Source organism: Zavarzinia compransoris (assembly GCF_003173055.1).
Taxonomy (GTDB): Bacteria; Pseudomonadota; Alphaproteobacteria; order Zavarziniales; family Zavarziniaceae; genus Zavarzinia; species Zavarzinia compransoris.
In genome coordinates this window covers 85,822-103,360 of record NZ_QGLF01000007.1, presented here as the reverse complement: position 1 = coordinate 103,360, position 17,539 = coordinate 85,822, and the positions used below count along the sequence as shown (strand labels likewise).

The 17,539-nt window shown below is 70.3% G+C and carries 19 protein-coding genes and 1 other RNA gene; 6 read left to right on the top strand and 14 right to left on the bottom strand.

The genetic code is table 11. The features are described from left to right. Positions 1-353 precede the first annotated feature (353 nt). On the bottom strand, positions 354-1,766 hold the full coding sequence (locus DKG75_RS21120) for a multicopper oxidase family protein (RefSeq protein WP_208112239.1): 1,413 nt from the start codon (positions 1,764-1,766) through the stop codon (positions 354-356). Between the two features lie 53 nt (positions 1,767-1,819). Continuing rightward, entirely contained in the window at positions 1,820-2,152 is a 333-nt protein-coding gene (locus DKG75_RS21115) for a hypothetical protein (RefSeq protein WP_133637051.1), read from the bottom strand. Between the two features lie 144 nt (positions 2,153-2,296). Here DKG75_RS21115 and DKG75_RS21110 point away from each other — a divergent pair, with 144 nt between their 5' ends. Beyond that, the gene (locus DKG75_RS21110; RefSeq protein ID WP_208112241.1) at positions 2,297-2,758 is read left to right on the top strand and encodes an Hsp20/alpha crystallin family protein; all 462 of its coding nucleotides are present in this window, start codon (positions 2,297-2,299) and stop codon (positions 2,756-2,758) included. Positions 2,759-2,854: 96 nt separating this feature from the next. Here the strand turns inward: DKG75_RS21110 and rnpB are convergent. The 3 genes from rnpB to DKG75_RS21095 all read right to left on the bottom strand — a co-directional run bounded on the left by rnpB (position 2,855) and on the right by DKG75_RS21095 (position 4,893). Beyond that, positions 2,855-3,248: RNase P RNA component class A (gene rnpB / locus DKG75_RS21105), an RNA gene on the bottom strand. A 12-nt stretch (positions 3,249-3,260) separates the two neighbouring features. After that, complete coding sequence (locus DKG75_RS21100; RefSeq protein WP_109923172.1) at positions 3,261-4,001, bottom strand: peptidoglycan recognition protein family protein; 741 nt, start codon at positions 3,999-4,001, stop codon at positions 3,261-3,263. A gap of 19 nt (positions 4,002-4,020) precedes the next feature. Beyond that, complete coding sequence (locus DKG75_RS21095; protein ID WP_166646572.1) at positions 4,021-4,893, bottom strand: DMT family transporter; 873 nt, start codon at positions 4,891-4,893, stop codon at positions 4,021-4,023. Positions 4,894-5,039: 146 nt separating this feature from the next. Here DKG75_RS21095 and DKG75_RS21090 point away from each other — a divergent pair, with 146 nt between their 5' ends. Then, positions 5,040-5,747 (top strand): glutamine amidotransferase, encoded by a 708-nt coding sequence (locus DKG75_RS21090; RefSeq protein WP_109923170.1) that lies wholly within the window; start codon positions 5,040-5,042, stop codon positions 5,745-5,747. Positions 5,748-5,781: 34 nt separating this feature from the next. On the opposite strand, the gene DKG75_RS21085 is transcribed toward DKG75_RS21090, so the two are convergent. Continuing rightward, positions 5,782-6,369 carry a hypothetical protein gene (locus tag DKG75_RS21085; protein WP_133637053.1) on the bottom strand — a complete coding sequence of 196 codons (588 nt, stop codon included), beginning with the start codon at positions 6,367-6,369 and terminating at the stop codon, positions 5,782-5,784. A 190-nt stretch (positions 6,370-6,559) separates the two neighbouring features. On the opposite strand from DKG75_RS21085, the gene DKG75_RS21080 reads away from it, so the two are divergent. Next, positions 6,560-7,588 carry an isocitrate/isopropylmalate dehydrogenase family protein gene (locus DKG75_RS21080; protein WP_109923168.1) on the top strand — a complete coding sequence of 343 codons (1,029 nt, stop codon included), beginning with the start codon at positions 6,560-6,562 and terminating at the stop codon, positions 7,586-7,588. A gap of 13 nt (positions 7,589-7,601) precedes the next feature. Here the strand turns inward: DKG75_RS21080 and DKG75_RS21075 are convergent, their stop codons facing one another. The 6 genes from DKG75_RS21075 to mgtE form a co-directional block, all read right to left on the bottom strand. Further along, positions 7,602-8,423 carry an alpha/beta hydrolase family protein gene (locus tag DKG75_RS21075; protein WP_109923167.1) on the bottom strand — a complete coding sequence of 274 codons (822 nt, stop codon included), beginning with the start codon at positions 8,421-8,423 and terminating at the stop codon, positions 7,602-7,604. A 28-nt stretch (positions 8,424-8,451) separates the two neighbouring features. Then, complete coding sequence (locus tag DKG75_RS21070; RefSeq protein WP_109923166.1) at positions 8,452-9,624, bottom strand: isovaleryl-CoA dehydrogenase; 1,173 nt, start codon at positions 9,622-9,624, stop codon at positions 8,452-8,454. Further along, positions 9,621-10,313 carry a phosphatase PAP2 family protein gene (locus DKG75_RS21065; RefSeq protein WP_109923165.1) on the bottom strand — a complete coding sequence of 231 codons (693 nt, stop codon included), beginning with the start codon at positions 10,311-10,313 and terminating at the stop codon, positions 9,621-9,623. Before DKG75_RS21065 ends, DKG75_RS21070 begins: the two co-directional genes overlap by 4 nt. Next, the gene (locus DKG75_RS21060; protein WP_109923164.1) at positions 10,310-11,995 is read right to left on the bottom strand and encodes an ArnT family glycosyltransferase; all 1,686 of its coding nucleotides are present in this window, start codon (positions 11,993-11,995) and stop codon (positions 10,310-10,312) included. The genes DKG75_RS21065 and DKG75_RS21060 overlap by 4 nt, the downstream gene beginning before the upstream one ends. Then, positions 11,976-12,704: a glycosyltransferase family 2 protein gene (locus DKG75_RS21055; protein ID WP_109923163.1), complete on the bottom strand. Its 729-nt coding sequence runs from the start codon at positions 12,702-12,704 to the stop codon at positions 11,976-11,978. The genes DKG75_RS21060 and DKG75_RS21055 overlap by 20 nt, the downstream gene beginning before the upstream one ends. Before the next feature lie 64 nt (positions 12,705-12,768). After that, positions 12,769-14,148: a magnesium transporter gene (mgtE, locus tag DKG75_RS21050; RefSeq protein WP_109923162.1), complete on the bottom strand. Its 1,380-nt coding sequence runs from the start codon at positions 14,146-14,148 to the stop codon at positions 12,769-12,771. Positions 14,149-14,322: 174 nt separating this feature from the next. On the opposite strand from mgtE, the gene DKG75_RS21045 reads away from it, so the two are divergent. The 3 genes from DKG75_RS21045 to DKG75_RS21035 are packed head-to-tail and all read left to right on the top strand — an operon-like array spanning position 14,323 to position 15,869. Further along, positions 14,323-14,898, top strand: coding sequence for a sigma-70 family RNA polymerase sigma factor (locus DKG75_RS21045; protein ID WP_243746594.1), 576 nt, complete (start codon positions 14,323-14,325; stop codon positions 14,896-14,898). Position 14,899: 1 nt separating this feature from the next. Beyond that, positions 14,900-15,340 carry a hypothetical protein gene (locus tag DKG75_RS21040; protein ID WP_109923161.1) on the top strand — a complete coding sequence of 147 codons (441 nt, stop codon included), beginning with the start codon at positions 14,900-14,902 and terminating at the stop codon, positions 15,338-15,340. Next, positions 15,330-15,869, top strand: coding sequence for a periplasmic heavy metal sensor (locus tag DKG75_RS21035; protein ID WP_109923160.1), 540 nt, complete (start codon positions 15,330-15,332; stop codon positions 15,867-15,869). Before DKG75_RS21040 ends, DKG75_RS21035 begins: the two co-directional genes overlap by 11 nt. 7 nt (positions 15,870-15,876) lie before the next feature. Here the strand turns inward: DKG75_RS21035 and DKG75_RS21030 are convergent, their stop codons facing one another. After that, positions 15,877-16,872, bottom strand: coding sequence for an LLM class flavin-dependent oxidoreductase (locus DKG75_RS21030; protein WP_109923159.1), 996 nt, complete (start codon positions 16,870-16,872; stop codon positions 15,877-15,879). Further along, the gene (locus DKG75_RS21025; RefSeq protein ID WP_109923158.1) at positions 16,872-17,498 is read right to left on the bottom strand and encodes a glutathione S-transferase family protein; all 627 of its coding nucleotides are present in this window, start codon (positions 17,496-17,498) and stop codon (positions 16,872-16,874) included. The genes DKG75_RS21030 and DKG75_RS21025 overlap by 1 nt, the downstream gene beginning before the upstream one ends. Positions 17,499-17,539 lie beyond the last annotated feature (41 nt).

Sequence of the window (17,539 nt, the reverse complement as noted above, 5' to 3'; positions counted from 1 at the left end):
CCACCCCGCCCGGGCGGGCAGGGTCAAGAGCGGCGGATTTCCTGGCGTTCCGGGGAACGGGCGGTATTTTGTCGATCGTCCGAATGTTTACGGCGGGAAAGACCCCGCGGCCCCGCCGGCGGGGTCCGGCGCCCGGCCGGGACCGGGTTTTCGGCACTTTTGCCCACGCCGTCCCAAAGCGGCCCAAGCCGGCCCTTGGCGGCGGGCCGGGGCCCGGATGAGGCATGGTTCGGGGGGCGGGGCTGGTTCTGGCGGCGGTTCCCCGCCCCGGCCGGGGCAGCGCCGCTCGCCCGTCTTCCCGGGCGAAAGCCGGGCGGCGGCGGCCCTGTACCGGGCCCGCCGCCGCGCCGGGGTCAGCCGTAGCGGACTTCGGTCATCATCCCGGTCGCCATATGCAGCAGATTGTGACAATGCAGCAGCCAGCGGCCCGGGTTATCGGCGTCGAAGGCGATGCCGACCGTCGCCCCGGCCGGCACCAGCACCGTGTCCCGCCTCGGCCCCGCGACGGGCCGACCGTCGATGGCGACGACATCGAAATGGTGGCCGTGCAGGTGCATCGGGTGCGCCATCATGCTCTCGTTGACGAAATCGAGGCGCATCCTGGTGCCCGCCGCGGCGGCAAGCGGCCGGTGCTCGCCCCAGGCGCGATCGTCCAGCGTCCAGCGATAGGGCATCATGCTGCCGGTCAGGCGCAGGCGCTGTGCCGCCCCCTCGGGCAGTGCGGACCCCGCCCCCGCCCGCGCCAGACCCTGATCGAGGGACAGGTCGGCGGGCGGTGCCGCCTGCGCCGCCATCCCGTCTAGGCGGGCGACCGCGGCGCCGGGTGCCGCCAGGATCAGGCCGGTGCGCTGGCGGTCGCCCTCGCGCTGGGCGAAGACCGGGACGACGGCGCCCGCCGGCACCTCGATCAGCAGGTCGACCCGCTGCCCCTGGGCCAACGGCACCCGCCCGGCGGCGACCGGGACCACGGCATTGCCGTCGACCGCCAGCACCATTGCCGGCGCGCCCGCGACCTCCAGCCAGAAGGCGGTGGCCGCCGCCCCGTTGATCACGCGCAGGCGCACGCGCCCGCCGCGCTCGACCCGCACCACCTCGGGATCGTCCAGGGTGCGATCGTTGGCCAGATAGGCGTCGAATTCGACGTCGTTCAGGTCCATGCCGCCACCATGGTTCATCGCCCCGTGATTCATGGCGCCGTGATTCATGGCGCCGTGGTCCATGGTGCCGAGGCCGGCCAGCAATTCCTCCGGCGCCTTGAAGGAGAAGTCATGCAGGAAGAGCACCGCTTCCTGCACGTCGGCCGCCGCCTCCTCGGCGCTGCGGACGATCAGGGGCGCGGCCAGGAGCTGCATTTCCTGCAGCCCCAGGTGGGAATGCATCCAATGGGTGCCGGGGCGGGCGGCGAAATCGTAGTCGGCGACATCGCCCGGCGCGACCGGGCCGGCATAGCCGGTCTCGGTGACGCCATCCTGGGCCGGCGGCGGGGTCTGGCCGTGCCAGTGGATGATGGTCGGCACCGCCAGCCGGTTGTGCAGGCGGAAAAGGAACCGCTGGCCGGGGTCGAGGGTCAGGCCCGGGCGGCCGTCCGGCCCGGTCAGGCCGAAGACATTGGCCGCCCGCCCCTTCACCTCGATGGTGCGGGTTTCGGCGGCAAGGACAGACGGCGGGCTCGCGGCCCGGGCAAGGCGGGGCGCGACCAGATGGGGTGCAGTCAGGGCGGCGGATACGGCGGCCAGCATCTGGCGCCGCGTGGGGTGAGAGGTCATGACGTTCATCCTACCGAAGCGAAGGGGCCGGGCGAACCGGCGGCGAATTCGGTTCAGGCGCGGACGCGGGGCGGCGGCAGGGGCGGCGGCGGCAGGAGACCGGCCGCAGGATCCGCCGCCGGCACCTCGAAGGCCAGGAAGGCGGCGGGCCGGACCTCGGCCACGGCGGCCCCCGGCGGCAGCGGCAGGGCGCAATGCATCAGGCAGAGGGCGCCCAGGCAGCAGTCGGGCCGCTCCGGCTTCGCCGCGGCATCGCCGGCGCAATGTTCCGGCGCCGCCTGGGCCGGCGGGGCGATATCGGCGACGGCCGCGCCCAAGGCGCAGACCAGCACCAGCGCCAGCAGGCGCCGGAACGTCGGGCCGAGGAATCGAAGGCATGCGTCCATGGCCGACAGCATATGGCGATAGGCCGGAAAAAGCGCAAGCGGGCGCAAGGATTGACCGGGATCAAGGCAGACCCGCGCCCGCCGCCCTATCTATAAAGGCGACAGGGGGAATTCCCCCCTTCGGGAAGGAAAGGAGGATCGATCATGAAACTCCGGACTCTGATGACCCCGACCGCCCGGACCCCGGCCCCGTTCGACCTCGGCCACCCGTTCGCCGCCGTCAGGCAGGAAATCGACCGGCTGTTCGCCGATATGGCGGGCCTGCCCGCGGCGGCCCCGCGCATGGATGTGACTGAAACCGACGACGCCATCGTGGTCACGGCCGAATTGCCGGGCCTCGAGGACGAGGATGTGGACGTCACCCTGACCGGCAACCTGCTGACCCTGCGCGGCGAGAAGAAGATCGAGCGCGAGGAGAAGGGCGAGACCCGCCACGTCATCGAGCGGGCGACCGGCCGCTTCGCCCGCGCGCTGGAAGTGCCGGCGGGCCTCGACCCCCAGGCGGTCAAGGCGACGATGGACAAGGGCGTGCTGACGGTCACGCTGCCCAAACCGGCTGCGGCACCGGCCACAGGGCAACGGATCGTCATCACACGCGCCGCCTGAAACGACAACAGCGTCAGGCGGCAACCCCGGCCGGCCCCCTAGCCGGCCGGGGTTTCTTTTTGCCGGAGAGGCAAAAAGACAAGGAGTTAAGGAATTGAGGTCAGATGGCCTGTAAGCCGGGTTCTGTGACCGTGGCGGACCACGGCCGGCGGCCATTCCTCTAGGGCGATCGTTGCCGACCGCCTCAAGCAACCGACCCGGGCGACGGATCGGAAACGATCCTGCCGGCAAGCCGGCGCGCCGCCCCTATTTGGTTTTGCTCCCGGTGGGGTTTACCATGCCGATGCTGTTGCCAGCCTCGCGGTGCGCTCTTACCGCACCCTTTCACCCTTGCCGGCCGGCCGCCCCCGAGGGCGCGGCGTTCCGGCGGTCTGCTCTCTGTGGCACTGTCCCTGGGGTCGCCCCCGCCGGGCGTTACCCGGCACCGTGTTTCCGTGGAGCCCGGACTTTCCTCCCCCGCTTGCGCGGCGGCGGCCGCCCGGCCATCTGACGGTTCAGGCTCTTAACGGTTTGCCACCCTCCCGGCAAGGGGCAAGTACCGGAGAAGCTGGTCGAGGCGCGCCCTCGTGCCCGCATCGGCGATACCGTCGACCTTGTCCTGCCGCCAGTGGCGCTGGAAGGCGGCGACCACCGCCCCGGTCTCCGCGCCGAACACGCCGTCGACCGCAAGGCCGTAGCCGAAGGCGGCAAGGGCGGCCTGAAGGTCGCGGACCGCGGGGCCTTCGTCGCCGGGCCCAAGCGCCGGGCCGGGCGGCGCGACCGCCGCAGCGGTCCAGAAGCCGATGCCGGCGCCGGCGAGATCCGCCCAGTCGAACAATTCGCCGGGGTCGATCTTGCGGCCGGGGGCGGAATCGGAATGGCCGATGACGTCGAAGGGATCGATTCGGTGGCGCTCGACGATGGCCCGGCCCAGGGCCTTCAAGGCCGCCATCTGGGCCGGCGGAAAGGGCCGGTAGCCCCAGTCGTGGCCGGGGTTGACCAATTCGATGCCGATCGAGCGGGCATTGACGTTGCCCTGCCCGCGCCACGACCCCGCCCCCGCATGCCAGGCCCGCCTGTCCTCGGCAACGAGACGGTATGGGGTGCCGTCCTCGTCGATCAGATAGTGGCACGAGACCTTGGCCGCGGGATCGCACAGGCGGTCGAGGGCGGCGGCGGCCGAGGTCATGCCGGTATAGTGGATCATCAGGATCGTCGGCGCCTCGCCCCGGTCGTCGAAATTGGGCGATGGACGCTCGATCATCAGGGCAACTCCCGCGGGGTCAGCTGGCGGTGCCGGCGATCCGCCTCTCCCGCAGCATCACGATGCCGACGCCGGCCAGGGTCATCAGGCTGCCGACGATCATCCGCACGGTCAGCGTATCGTCAAGCAGGGTGACGCCGAAGACGATGCCGAGCACGGGCGACATCAGCATCATGGGCGCGGTCAGGGTCACCGGATAGCGCTGCAGCAGCCGGTAGTTGGCGGCATGGGCGATCAGGGACGAGCAGAAGGCGGTATAGGCGACCGCCGCCCAGGCGAGCAGCGAGGCATCGGCCACCGCCTGCACCTGGCCGTCCTCGAAGACCAGGGACAGGGCCAGCATGGCCGGCCCGGTGATCGCCCCCATCCAGGCCTGGAGGACGAAGACGCCGACACCGCGCATGCGCCGCATGATGATCATGGCGACCGCCATGGCGAAGGCCGCCCCGACGCAGAGCATCAGCCCGTCGATATAGGAAAAGACCTGGGGGTCGTAGCCGATGACCACCACCCCGGCAAAGGCGAGCACGATCCCCGCGATCCGGATCCAGCGGATGGTTTCCTTCAGCACGATGACGCTGAGGATGGTGACGAAGGGAATGTTCAGCTGGATCGCCACCGCCGCCGAGGAGACGTCGCCGACCCGGGCGATGCCGATGAACAGCAGGCCGAAATGCAGCAGCCCGGCCGTGATCGCGACCCAGATCACCGCCCGCATCTGATCGCGCGGGACCCGGAACAGCAGGGGGAACAGCACGAGGGCGATGGCGCAGAAGCGGATCCCGGTCATCAGCATGGGCGGCAGTTCGCCGACCCCGACCTTGGCCGCGATGAAATTGAACCCCCAGATGAGGTTCACGAGGAAGACCAGGAAAATATCGATCGGCGCCATGGATCGATCGATAGCAGGCAGGGCGCGGCGCGACCATTGCGGCTCTTGCATGCGCTCGTTACCGGAACGGCAACACAATGGTCGCTTGACCGCATGCGCTGCGTCGCGTCAAAAATTGTGCGGCACAAAGTTGCTGGAGGCCCCCCATGAGCCGGACCTGTCTCGTCGTGCGCCATCTCGCTTTCGAGGACCTCGGCCTGATCGAGGCGGTCCTCCTCGCCAGGGGCTTCGCCATCCGCGTCGTCGAGGCGGGGATAGACGATATCGCCGCCCTCGATCCCCTGGCGGACGACGTGGTGATCGTGCTCGGCGGCCCGGTCGGCGTCTATGAGGACGATGTCTATCCCTTCCTGCGCGACGAGATCGCCTTTCTCCGCGCGCGGATCGAGGGCGGCCGGGCGCTCCTCGGCATCTGTCTCGGCGCGCAGCTGATCGCGGCGGCCGCCGGCGCCGCCGTCTATCCCGGGCGGGAGAAGGAGATCGGCTGGGCGCCGGTCACCCTGACCACCGCCGGCCATGCCTCGCCGCTCGCCGTTCTCGACGGCGTCGACGTGCTGCACTGGCACGGCGATACTTTCGACCTGCCGGACGGCGCGGTGCGCCTGGCCTCGACCGGGATCACCCTCAACCAGGCTTTCGCCATCGGCAACAATATCCTGGGGATCCAGTTCCACATCGAAGTGCTGCCGGAACAGATCGAACGCTGGCTGATCGGCCATCGGGCGGAACTCGGCGCCACCCGCGGCCTGTCGATCCCGGCGCTGCGGGCCGAAACCCGGCGGGTGGGCCCGGCCGCGGTCGCCGCCGGCGCGGCGGTGATCGCCGCCGCCCTCGACCGCGCGGGCCTGAAATAGCCGATCAGTCCATCAGCAATCAGGCCACAGCCAATCAGGCCGGCGGCGGCAGGATCTGATACATGATGGCATTGGCGCCGATGCCGCCCAGCGTCGTCGCCAGGCTGAGGCCCCAGACCAGGGCGATGCCGCGGGTGCAGGCCAGGAAGGCCGCGCCCTGCATCGCCGGGCCGAGCGCCGTGACGCTGCCGACCCGCAAGGCGATGTCGAGCACCGGCGGCAGGTTGCGGGCAAACAGCACGACCGAGACATCCTGCGAATGGCCGGGCCCCAGGGCGCTGCCGGTGACGAAGAGCGCGCGGCCGGTGAAATCCCGCGGGCCCATCGGCTCGGTCCAGGCCGGCCCCTTGACGATGCGGCTGCCGAGGGACGGCATGGCGTCGGGCCCGCCGCTGGCGTTGACGAAGGGGATGGACAGGCTGACCCCGACCCCGACCCCGGCGCCGACGCCCTGATAGAGGATGCTCCGCCCCGTGCCCCGGTGCTTCAGCGGCATGCGCAGATAGGACGCGCTGAGTTCGACCTTCAGTTCCGGGGTGCCGACCGAAACCGTGGCGCCGCTGGTACCCTCGACCTCCCATTCGGAAACCTGTCCCGTCTGGATATAACGCCTCAGATCCAAGTCCATATCCGGTTCCCCCTTGTCTGTTCGCGCCACTGTCTGCGAAGAGCGTGGACAAGTCGAGTGACGCCGGTCACGATCCGGTGCGGCGGCGGCTGCCCCGATGGCCGGCTTCACCTTTCGTCGGTGTCGACAAGCGCCGGCAACAGGCCTAATAGCCGGGCACCGTTCAAAAGGTGGAGATATCTCGATGGTCACGGAATCGCTGATCCCGGCAACCCTCATCCCCGGGGACGGTATCGGTCCCGAGATCGTCGAAGCGGTGGTCGCGGTCCTCGGGGCGCTGGGCGCCCCCTTCGCCTGGGACTATCAGGCAGCCGGCATGGCCGGGATCGAGGCCGCCGGCGACCCCCTGCCCCCGGCGACGCTGGACAGCATCGCCCGCACCGGCCTGGCCCTGAAAGGCCCGCTGACCACGCCGTCCGGCGGTGGCTACCGTTCGGTCAACGTCCGCCTGCGCGAGGCGTTCAAGCTCTATGCCAACGTCCGGCCGGCGCGCAGCCTGATCCCCGGCGGGCGGTTCGAGAATATCGACCTCGTGCTGATGCGTGAAAACCTCGAGGGTTACTACGTCGCCCACGAGCATTTCATCGGCGTCGGCGACGATCCCCATGCGGTCGCGGTCAGCCAGGGCGTCACCACCCGCGAGGGTTGCCGGCGGATCATCCGCTACGCCTTCGACTATGCGGTGCGGCACGGCCGCAAGAAGGTGACCCTGGTCCACAAGGCCAATATCCTGAAGGCGATCACCGGCCTGTTCCTGGAAGAGGGCCGCATCATCGCCAAGGACTACGAGGGCAGGGTCGCGGTCGACGAGCGGATCGTCGATGCCTGCGCCATGCAGCTGGTGATGAACCCCTGGCAGTTCGACGTGATCGTGACCACCAACCTGTTCGGCGACATCCTGTCGGACCAGATCGCCGGGCTCGTCGGCGGGCTGGGCATGGCGCCGGGCGCCAATATCGGCGCGACCGCCGCGATCTTCGAGGCGGTGCACGGCTCCGCCCCGGATATCGCCGGCAAGGGCATCGCCAATCCCCTGGCCCTGCTCATGGCCGCGGGCCTGATGCTCGGCCATGTCGGCCGCCACGACCTGGCCGACCGCCTGGCCCGGGCGATCGACCTCACCCTGAACGAGGACAAGGTGCGCACCGGCGACCTGGGCGGCACGGCGACGACCCGGGACCTCACCGCCGCCCTGATCCGCCGGATCGGCTGAGCGGAGGGCCGGTTCAGCTGTTGTTGCCGTGGAGGATGGTGACGAGTTCGCGCTTCACCCCGTTCAGCCACAGCGGCTTGAAATCATGGGCCGCCACCGGCACCGGGATGAAGCGGGCGTCGACGCCCCGGGCCTTCAGCCGGTCGACATAGCCGGTCACGGTCGCCGGGGCGGTCCAGCCGTCGCCGGTGCCGGTCATGGCGACGACGTCGGTATCGCGGTCCACCCGGTCGAGGAAGGCCATGGGCAGCAGGCTGCGGGTCCAGGCCGGGCGGCGGATCATCTGGTTCCACTTGACGATGTCGCAGGGGCAGGACACCAGCAAGGCGACATCGACCAGCCCCGGGTGCTTGCCGATCAGGATCGCCGTGGTCGCCGCGCCCCCGGAATGGCCCAGCACGATCAGGCGCCGGGCCTTGTAGCGCTGGCGCAACTGCTTCAGCGCGGCGGCGACGAGATCGACATTCTCCGCCGTATAGCCGTCGACCCGGCCCCAGTTGCGGCCGTCCGACACTTTGCCATGGCCGTCGGCATAGCCGGGGCGCAGCAGGGCGACGGTAACGACGTCCGTTTCCTCGGAAATCTCGCGGGCGATGGGATAGAAATAGTCGACCGGCCCGCCCTGGCTGGAATCCCCATGCAGCAAGACGACGAGCTGCGGCCGGGGACCCAGGTTGTCGGCGCCGAACGTCTCGATCCCCAGGCAGTTCCCACCGACCATCAGCCAGTCCCGGCCATCGGGCGGGATGCAGCCGGGCGAGTCCGGCTCGCCCCCGCCCCAGGCGACCGCGGGCAGCAGCATAAGGCCGATCAGCGCCAATACGCGGAAAAACATCGCTAGTCCCCTATGGCCGCCCGCCCGCTCAGGCGGTTTCGGCGAACAGCTCGCGGCCGATCAGCATGCGCCGGATTTCGCTGGTGCCGGCCCCGATTTCATAGAGCTTGGCATCGCGCAGCAGGCGCCCGGTCGGATAATCGTTGATGTAACCGTTGCCGCCAAGGGCCTGGATCGCCTCCAGCGCCATGCGGGTCGCGGCTTCCGCGGCATAGAGGATGGCGCCGGCAGCATCCTTCCGCGTTACCTTGCCCCGGTCGCAGGCCCGCGCCACCGCATAGACATAGGCCCGCGCCGCGCCCAGCGTCACATACATGTCGGCCAGCTTGCCCTGCATCAGCTGGAATTCGCCGATCGCGTGGCCGAACTGCCTGCGCTCGTGGACATAGGGGATCACGACGTCGAGACAGGCCTGCATGATGCCGAGCGGCCCGGCGGAAAGCACCGCGCGCTCGTAGTCGAGGCCGGACATCAGCACCTTGACCCCGCCGCCGACCGTGCCCAGGACGTTTTCCGCCGGCACTTCGCAATCCTCGAAAATCAGTTCGCCGGTATTGGAGCCGCGCATGCCGAGCTTGTCCAGCTTGGGCCCGACCGAGAAGCCGGCCATGCCCTTCTCGATCAGGAAGGCGGTGATCCCCTTCGAGCCCGCCGCCGGATCGGTCTTGGCATAGACGACGAGGACATCGGCATCGGGACCATTGGTGATCCAGAACTTGGTGCCGTTCAGAAGATAGCGGTCGCCCTTCTTCTCGGCGCGGAGGCGCAGCGAGACGACGTCCGAGCCCGAGCCCGCCTCGGACATGGCCAGCGCGCCGACGAATGCGCCCGAGACGAGCTTCGGCAGGTATCTGTCCTTCTGCGCCGCATTGCCGTTCAGGCGGATCTGGTTGACGCAGAGGTTGGAATGGGCGCCGTAGGACAGGCCGACCGAGGCGGAGCCGCGGCTGATCTCCTCCATCGCCACCACATGTTCGAGATAGCCGAGGCCGGCACCGCCATAGTCCTCCTCGACCGTGACGCCGAGCACGCCGAGGGCGCCGAGCTTCGGCCAGAGGTCGGGCGGAAATTCATTGTCGCGGTCGATGGCGGCGGCACGCGGCGTGATTTCCGCCGCGGTGAAGGCCGCGACCGACTGGCGCAGCATGCGGATATCGTCGCCGAGATCGTCGTCGAAATCGGGCAGCGGACCGAGATTCATCTGTTCTCCCCTTGTTTTATGGGCCCGATCCCGCGCGCGGCACAGGCGCGGGCCAAGGCATAGGTAACGGTCAGGCCGGTGGCATAGCCGGCCACCACATCCGCCGCATAGTGATTGAGCATGACCATGCGCGCCACCGCCGGCAGCACGGCGAGCCCGAGAAAGACCCAGGCGAAACGCGGCCAGATGCAGGCCAGCGCGGCGCCGAAACCGGCGATGGCCTGACTGTGGCCGGAGGGAAAGGAATTCCAGTCCGGGCTGATCTCGAAGAAGTGAAAGTCGAAGGTACCGTCCTTCACCAGCAGGCGCGGCCGCGCCCGGGCGAAAGCCAGCTTCAGGACATTGACCACCCAGCCGCCCATGAGCACGGCGCCGATGACGAAGCCGGCCCGGACCGCCCAAAGGCGCCAGCCCCCGACCAGGGCGACGGCCAGGCACAAGCCGGCCGCGCCGAACATCCAGCCCGAGCGCCCGACCTCGTTGATCGAGCGGAAGAACCAGCGCTCGTCGGCCGGCACCCCGTGCAGCCAAAGCGCCAGGGGCCGGTCGACGAACAGGATCAGCAGCGCGACGGCGACCGCCAGCCCCCCATAGGCGACAGGATGGCGGCGCAATGCGCGCACCGTCTCCACCAGCGTGTCCTGGGCCAGGGCCCAGAGCACGGCCGGCAGGGCGGGACGCCCGGTCACGGGGCGCGCCGCAGGATGGCGACGTCGACCGGCTTGCCGCGCGAGACGTTGATGCCCCGGACATGCCCCAGGTCCTGCACCGCCAGCCCGCCGAGTGCGGCATCGAACGCCGCGCGCCAGCCGGCCTCGATCAGGACGACCGCCCCCGGCACTTCGCGCAGCAGGCGGGCCGCCTCGTCGGGGCTGGCGGTCTTCAGGTCGGTGCGGGTCAGGAAGACGAGGCTGGGTTCGGCATAGCCGACCACCTGCATGGCGGGCGCCGTCAAGACCCCGACCTCGGCCAGCCGCGCCCGCAGGGCCCGGGCCGGCCACAGGGCCTCCGCATCGGGCAGGATGGCGGCGAAGACCGTGGCGTGGAGCGCGGCGGCCCCGATCGCCATGACCGCGATCGCCCGCCGCACCTCGTCCCGCCGCAGCAGGACGATTGTGCCCGCCGTGACCAGCAGGGCGACCAGCAGGGCAAGGCCCCCGGCCACGCCCGGCCCGCCGTTGAAATACCATTCGATCCCGGCCAGCCCGGCCCCGAGCGCGAGGCCGACCAGGGCGAAGACGCCGAGGATCAGCAGGCGCCAGCCCCGGCCGAGCCGGGTGAGCGGCCGGAACCCCTCGACCGCGGCGCCGACGCCGAGCAGCAGCAGCGCGGGATAATAGGGCAGCGTGTAATGGGGCAGCTTGGTCGGCACCAGTTCGAACAGCAGGAAACCGGGCACCGCCCAGGCCAGGGCGAAGCGGACCCAGGGCAATTGCCGCCGGGCAAAGGCCCAGGGCAGGCCCAGGCCGACCAGCACCGCCCCCGGCCACAGCATCCCGGCCATGGTGAGGAAGTAATAGCCCGGCGGCGCGCCATGGCTTTCCTCCCCGCCGAGGAGCTTGGGCACGAGGTCGCCGCCGACCGAATCGGCCAGGAAGGCGCCCTTGGTCAGCAGGGTGATGGCGACGATCCAGGGCGCCGCGATCACGGCGACCAGCACAAGCCCCGGCAGGATGCGCAAGCCCTTGAGGAAGGCGAGGTTCGAGCCCCGCCCCCGGTCGGCGACCAGCAGGGCGGCGACGGCGAGCGCCGCGATCAGCGGCGTGATCGGCCCCTTGATCAGGACGCCCAGCCCGACGAAGGCCCAGCCCGCCAGCGGCAGGGCCCAGCCCGCCAGCCGCCCGGCCCCGGCCCTAATATAAGCGGCCCTGACATAGACGAGGCCGAAACAGACCAGCGCCCCGGTGGTGGCGCCCAGCAGCATGGCATCGGTCTTCGCCAGCCGCGCCTCGATATTGGCGACGACGGCGGCGGCCAGCAGGGCAGCGGCGCCGAAGGCGACCGCCTCACCCGCGAAGCGCCGGCCGATGCCGTAGAGCATGAGCACGCCGAGCGTGATCCCCAGCGCCGAGGGCAGGCGATAGACCCAGATCGCGCTGTCCGCCCCCTCGCCCGCTACGGCGACGGCGGCCGCTTGCAGCCAGTAGATGCCGACCGGCTTCTTGTGCCGGGGCACGTCCTGGAAGCGGATGTCGACATAATCGCCGGTCTCGACCATCTGGCGGGTCGCCTGGGCGAAGCGGGATTCGTCCCGGTCGGTCGGCGGCAGCCGGTTGATCCCGGGCAGGAACATGGCAAGGCAAAGCAGGAGGAGAATCAGCCCCCCCGTCCAGCCCCCGCCCGCCGGCCGGTCAGCCGCGGCTGCCGTCATCGCGCAGCCGGATCGGGAATTTGGACCGGCGGATCAGCCACCACACGCCGAAGAGATCGGTGGCGCCGACCAGGGCCCGGTCGAGGGTGCCGTATTTCGAGCTGCCGGCCTCGCGCGCCCGGTGGTTCACCGGCACCGGCAGCACCTTGGCGCCGTGGCGCCGGGCCAGCGCCGGCAGGTAGCGGTGCATGTGGTCGAAATGCGGGAATTCGATGAACAGGTCGCGGCGGAACATCTTCAGGCCGCAGCCCGTATCCTTCACCCCGTCGCGCAGCAGTTTCTGGCGCAGCCAGTTGGCGAAGCGCGAGGCATAGCGCTTCTGCCAATTGTCGTTGCGCTTGATCCGCTCGCCGGCGATCAGGCCCGGCTGTTCCGGGCCGTTGGCGGCGGCCCACAGCTTGGGCAGGTCGGCGGGGTCGTTCTGGCGGTCGCCGTCGAGGGTGCCGATCCAGGCGCCCCGGGCGGCCAGTACGCCGGTCCGCACCCCCATGCTCTGGCCATAGCGGCCGGCATGGCGGACGACGCGCAGTTCCGCCGCATCGACTTGCCGCGCCGCCAGGCGGGCGGCGGTGTCGTCGGTCGAGCCGTCGTCGACGAAAATCACCTCGAAGGCGATGCCGAGGGGCCGCAGGGCGGCCAGGACCTCGTCCAGCAGGGGCCCGACGTTTTCGGACTCGTTGAGGACGGGAATGACAATGCTCAGATCCATCGGGCCGGTGTTCCTGCCAATCTCGGGGCTAGCATCTAGTCCTTCGGCCGCCATTTGTCACCCTTCACAGCAGGAGAAGCGTCGCGAGGCCGAGAAAGGCCAGGAAGCCGACGACATCGGTCACGGTCGTGACGAACACCCCGGAGGCGATCGCCGGATCGACGCCGACACGGTCGAGGCCGATCGGGACCAGCACCCCGACCAGCGCCGCCACCATCATGTTGATGACCATGGCGCAGCCGAGCACCAGCCCCAGTTCCCAATCCCCGAACCAGCCGAAGCCGATGATGCCGACGATCAGGGCGAAGACCGAGCCGTTGATGGCGCCGACCCAGAATTCCTTGAGCACCACGCGGCGGGCGTTGGCGGTGGTCAATTCCTTGGTCGCCAGGGTGCGCACCGCCACCGTCAGGGGCTGGGTCGCGGCATTGCCGCCCATGGAGGCGACGATCGGCATCAAGACCGCCAGGGCGACGATCTTCTCGATCGTGCCGTCGAACAGGCCGATCACCGACGCCGCCAGAAAGGCATTGCCCAGGTTGACGAACAGCCAGGTGAAGCGCAGCCGGATGGTGTCCCAGACCGATTCCTGAATGTCGGTCTCGGCGACGCCGCCGAGCAGCATGGCGTCTTCCTCGACCTCTTCCTCGATCACGTCGGCGATGTCGTCGGCGGTGATGACGCCGGCAAGGCGCCCCTCGCGGTCGACCACGGCGGCGGAAACCAGGCGGTATTGCTGGAACAGGAAGGCGACCTCTTCCTGGTCCATGTCGACCGGGACCAGATGTTCGGCCTTGCCCATGATGAGCCCCACCGCGAGATCCGCATGGGTGCGCAGCATGCGGTCGAGGGGCACGGTGCCGACCGGGCGGTTCTCGCCGTCGACGACGACGATTTCATAGAAACGGTCGGGCAGGTCGGCCTCGCCGCGCAGGTATTGCAGCACGCGGCCGATGGTCCAGTAGTCGGGCACCGCGACCACGTCGCGCTGCATCAGGCGGCCGGCGGAATCTTCCGGAAAGGCGAGGCTCGCCTGCAGGGCCTGGCGCTCGGCCGGGGCGAGTTCGGCCAGGACTTCGCGCTGCTGGTCGTCGTCGAATTCGTTGAGGACGTAGACGGCATCGTCCGAGTCCATCTGCGCCAGGGCGGCGGCGGCCTCGCGCGGGCCGATCAGGTCCAGCACCTCGGCCAGCACCGGGCCGTGCAGTTCGGACAGGAGTTCCGGGTCGAGATCGCTGCCCTGGCTTTCGATCAGGCTGCGGCGCTGCTCGTGGGACAATTGCTCGATCAGGTCGGCGAGGTCGGCGACATGGATGTCGCCGAGGGCCGCGCGCAGCGCCTCGCGGTCGCCGTCGTCGAGGGCGGCGATGACGGCGGTGCGCTGCTGGTCGTCCAGGCCGACCTGCCTGTCCTCGACCGTCTCGCGCGCCAGCGGCTCGCCCATGTTACCCTCCGCGTTCGAGACCGATCCCAGACTGGGATACGCCAGACCGGGGTCCGACGGACGGCGCCGAAGCTAGCGAAGCAATGTGATCGCGAAAAGGCTTAAGGCGCGGCGCAGGAAAATACCGCAACGTCCGTTGCATGATCGTTACGATGCGCGGAAAGACGGAAGCGGATGATGGGCAAAGGCCCCGAGGCCAGCACCCCGGCGGACGACGACAGCCTGATGCGGCGGATCGCGGGCGGCGACGAGGCCGCCTTCGCCCTGCTCATGGACCGTCACCTGGCGCGGGCCGTCGCCCTGGCCCGGCGGGTGACCGGCAGCCCGGCGATCGCGGAGGAGATCGCGCAGGAAGCCTTCCTGCGCGTCTGGACCCGTGCCGCCGACTGGCAGCCGCAGGCCAGGGTTTCCACCTGGCTGTGGCGCATCGTGATGAATCTGGCCCTCGACCAGATGCGCCGGCGCCGCCCGGCGGCGCTGGACGAGGTGCCCGAGCCGGTCGACCCCGGCGAGGACCCGGAAGCGGCGGCGCTGCGCAACGCGCTGGGCCGGGCCCTCGAAGCGGCGCTCGCCGGCCTGCCCGAGCGGCAGGCCCAGGCGGTCCGCCTCTGCCTGGTCGACGGTTTCAGCCAGGCCGAAGCCTCGGCCGTCCTCGAGGTGAGCGAGGGTGCCCTCGAATCCCTCCTGGTGCGGGCAAGGCGCAGCCTGCGGTCCAGCCTGTCAGCCTATGCCCCGGCGGAGGCCAGTTGAAATGACGCAAGAGCCGATGACCCCGACCCAGTTCCAGACCGATCTCGACCGCTTCGGCCCCGATCTCGACCTTTGGCCGGTGCCCAGGGCCGTTGCCGCCCGCCACCTGCTGGCGGAATCGGACGACGCCCGGGCCCGCCAGCGCGAAGCGGCGACGATCGCCGCCGCGCTCCTGGCCCCGGCCCCCGACCTCGCCGCCCTGAAGACGCGGATCCTGGCGGCGGCGCGGGCTTCGGGGCAGGCGCTCCGCGCCAACGTCGTGCCCTTCCCGACGCGGCGGGTGGTGGCGCCGGCCGCCGCCGCGCTGGCCGCCTCGCTGCTGTTCGGCATCTTCGCGGGCTGGACCGGGATGATCGCCGATCCCCTCGGCAACAGCGCCGGCGGCGACGATGCCGGTTACGAGTTCCAGGCCCTGCTGACAGGAGAGAATTATGACAGTTGACCGGCGCTGGATCATCGGCCTGATCGTCGCCCTCACCCTGTCGCTGGCCGCCAATCTGGTGGTCGCGGGCCTGATCCTGGCGCACCGGGGGCCGCCGCCGCCCTTCAACATGGGCAGCCCCTCGGCGGTCGAGGGCCTGTTCGGCGAGTTGTCGCCGGCCGGGCAGGAGATCGTGCGCGAGACCATGCGGGCGGCGCGCCGCGACATGCGCGAGACGGTGGAAACCCTGCGCGAGGCCCGGCGCGAGGTGCGCCGCCTGATGGAGGCGGAAACCCTGGACAAGGCGGCGCTGGCCACCACCCTGGAAAGGGTGCGCCGCCTCGGCGACGCGGTCGAGCAGCGGATGGAAGCCGCCTTCGTCGAAGCCGCCGGCCAATTGTCGCCCGAGGACCGCAAGCGCTTCCGCCCTGGCCGGAGTGATGGGGGCCGGAGTGATGGGGGCCGGGGTGATGGGGGCCGGGGCGATGGGGGCCGGCGCGGCGGCGACGGCCGCGGCCCCGATGGCCCGCCTCCGCCGCCTGCGGAGTGAGGTCCTTTCAGGCCGGGGGTGCCAGCAATTCGTAGGAGCGGCAGCGCGCGGCGAAATCATGGGTGATGGTCACCACCATCACTTCCTCCGCCCCGGCCGTTTCCGCCATCTCGTGCAATCGGGTCCTGACCTCGTCGCCCGGACCGGCGATGCCGCGCGCCGCCATCAGGTCCAGCCGGCGGCGGGCCTCTTCGGGCAGGGCGGCGGGATCGAAACTGTCGGGATCGGGAAAGGGAATGTCCCGCCCGGCCAGCAGGTTCAGCACCCAGAGGTCCCGGGTCCGCGCCAGATGCCGCGCCTCCGCGGCGCTGTCGGCGGCGAGGGCGAAGACCGCGAGCATGACCCGCGGCCGGTCGTTGAGGCCGGGACGGAAACTGCGGCGGTAAGCCTCGAGCGCCGAACGCAGATTGTCCGGGTTGATGAAATGGGCATAGGCGAAGCCCGCCCCCAGCGCCCCGGCATAGGCCGCCGAATCGCCGCCGGAACCGAGCAGCCAGAGATCCGGCATCCCCTGCCCCTGGGGCTGGGCCCGGACCCGCGCGAACGGGTGCCCGGCGGCAAGAGAACCGCGCAGGAAGCCGCAGAGATCGACCAGAAGCTCGGGAAAGACTTCGGGGCCATAGGCCTGCGGCCCGACGCGCAGGGCCGCGGCGGCGACATGATCGCCCCCCGGCGCCCGCCCGAGGCCGAGGTCGATCCGGCCGGGGTAGAGGGTTTCCAGCATGCGGAAGGCTTCGGCCACCTTCAGCGGCGCATAATGCGACAGCATGACCCCGCCGCTGCCGACCCGGATGCGGCGGGTGACGGCGGCGAGATGGCTGATCAGCACCTCGGGCGCCGAACCGGCGAAGGCGGCGGAGGCGTGATGCTCCGCGCACCAGAAGCGGTGATAGCCGAGCCGGTCCCCCAGCTTCGCCAGTTCGACCGTTTCCGCCACCGCCTGGGCCGGGGTGCCGCCGGCCCGGATCGGCGACTGGTCGAGGATGGAGAAGACCGGCGCCATCACGCCGAAGGCGGCATCAGGGCATCGTCCGCCGCCGACGCCCGCCGGCAGGCCGGGCGGGCCTCCAGCCGTTCGGCATAGGCGGCGAAGGCGGGCCGGGCCTCGATCGTGCCGAATTGCAGGCCCCAGGAAACCTGCGCCCCGACATAGACGTCGGCGGCGCTGAAGGTCGCGCCCAGCAGATAGTCCTTGCCCGCGATCGCCCCTTCGAGCGTATCGAGGACATCGGCCATACAGCCGTAACCGACCAGGGCGCGGCGCTCCGGCGGCACGTCGACGCCCAGCGCCTTGTTGCTGACGGCGGCTTCCAGCGGGCCGGCGGCGAAGAACAGCCAGCGGTAATAAGTTCCGCGCGCCGGATCGGCCAGGGCCGGGGCCAGGCCGGCGGCGGGAAAGGCATCGGCCAGATAGGCGCAGATCGCCGCCGCCTCGGTCACCACCAGGTCGCCGTGGCGAAGCGCCGGGACCTTGCCCATGGGATTGATCGCCAGATATTCGGGCGCCTTCATGGTGGTGCCATAGTCCAGCACCCGGACGTCATAGGGAACGCCGGTTTCCTCCAGCATCCAGCGGGTGATCCGGCCGCGGGACATGGGATTGGTGTAGAGGGTCAGGGCCGCCGTCATCGGATTTGCCTTTCCTGTCGCTGGGCCTGGAGAAAGCATTC

Excerpts from the sequence above, each read along its gene's own strand:
- DKG75_RS21090 (WP_109923170.1), top strand. The coding sequence starts at position 5,040 with ATGAGCCGGACCTGTCTCGTCGTGCGCCATCTCGCTTTCGAGGACCTC.
- DKG75_RS21075 (WP_109923167.1), bottom strand. The coding sequence starts at position 8,423 with ATGTTTTTCCGCGTATTGGCGCTGATCGGCCTTATGCTGCTGCCCGCG.
- DKG75_RS21025 (WP_109923158.1), bottom strand. The coding sequence starts at position 17,498 with ATGACGGCGGCCCTGACCCTCTACACCAATCCCATGTCCCGCGGCCGG.
- DKG75_RS21035 (WP_109923160.1), top strand. The coding sequence starts at position 15,330 with ATGACAGTTGACCGGCGCTGGATCATCGGCCTGATCGTCGCCCTCACC.
- DKG75_RS21100 (WP_109923172.1), bottom strand. The coding sequence starts at position 4,001 with ATGATCGAGCGTCCATCGCCCAATTTCGACGACCGGGGCGAGGCGCCG.
- DKG75_RS21055 (WP_109923163.1), bottom strand. The coding sequence starts at position 12,704 with ATGGATCTGAGCATTGTCATTCCCGTCCTCAACGAGTCCGAAAACGTC.
- DKG75_RS21110 (WP_208112241.1), top strand. The coding sequence starts at position 2,297 with ATGAAACTCCGGACTCTGATGACCCCGACCGCCCGGACCCCGGCCCCG.
- DKG75_RS21115 (WP_133637051.1), bottom strand. The coding sequence starts at position 2,152 with ATGGACGCATGCCTTCGATTCCTCGGCCCGACGTTCCGGCGCCTGCTG.
- DKG75_RS21040 (WP_109923161.1), top strand. The coding sequence starts at position 14,900 with ATGACGCAAGAGCCGATGACCCCGACCCAGTTCCAGACCGATCTCGAC.
- DKG75_RS21095 (WP_166646572.1), bottom strand. The coding sequence starts at position 4,893 with ATGGCGCCGATCGATATTTTCCTGGTCTTCCTCGTGAACCTCATCTGG.
- mgtE (WP_109923162.1), bottom strand. The coding sequence starts at position 14,148 with ATGGGCGAGCCGCTGGCGCGCGAGACGGTCGAGGACAGGCAGGTCGGC.
- DKG75_RS21120 (WP_208112239.1), bottom strand. The coding sequence starts at position 1,766 with ATGACCTCTCACCCCACGCGGCGCCAGATGCTGGCCGCCGTATCCGCC.
- DKG75_RS21030 (WP_109923159.1), bottom strand. The coding sequence starts at position 16,872 with ATGGCGCCGGTCTTCTCCATCCTCGACCAGTCGCCGATCCGGGCCGGC.
- DKG75_RS21070 (WP_109923166.1), bottom strand. The coding sequence starts at position 9,624 with ATGAATCTCGGTCCGCTGCCCGATTTCGACGACGATCTCGGCGACGAT.
- DKG75_RS21060 (WP_109923164.1), bottom strand. The coding sequence starts at position 11,995 with ATGACGGCAGCCGCGGCTGACCGGCCGGCGGGCGGGGGCTGGACGGGG.
- DKG75_RS21080 (WP_109923168.1), top strand. The coding sequence starts at position 6,560 with ATGGTCACGGAATCGCTGATCCCGGCAACCCTCATCCCCGGGGACGGT.
- DKG75_RS21045 (WP_243746594.1), top strand. The coding sequence starts at position 14,323 with ATGATGGGCAAAGGCCCCGAGGCCAGCACCCCGGCGGACGACGACAGC.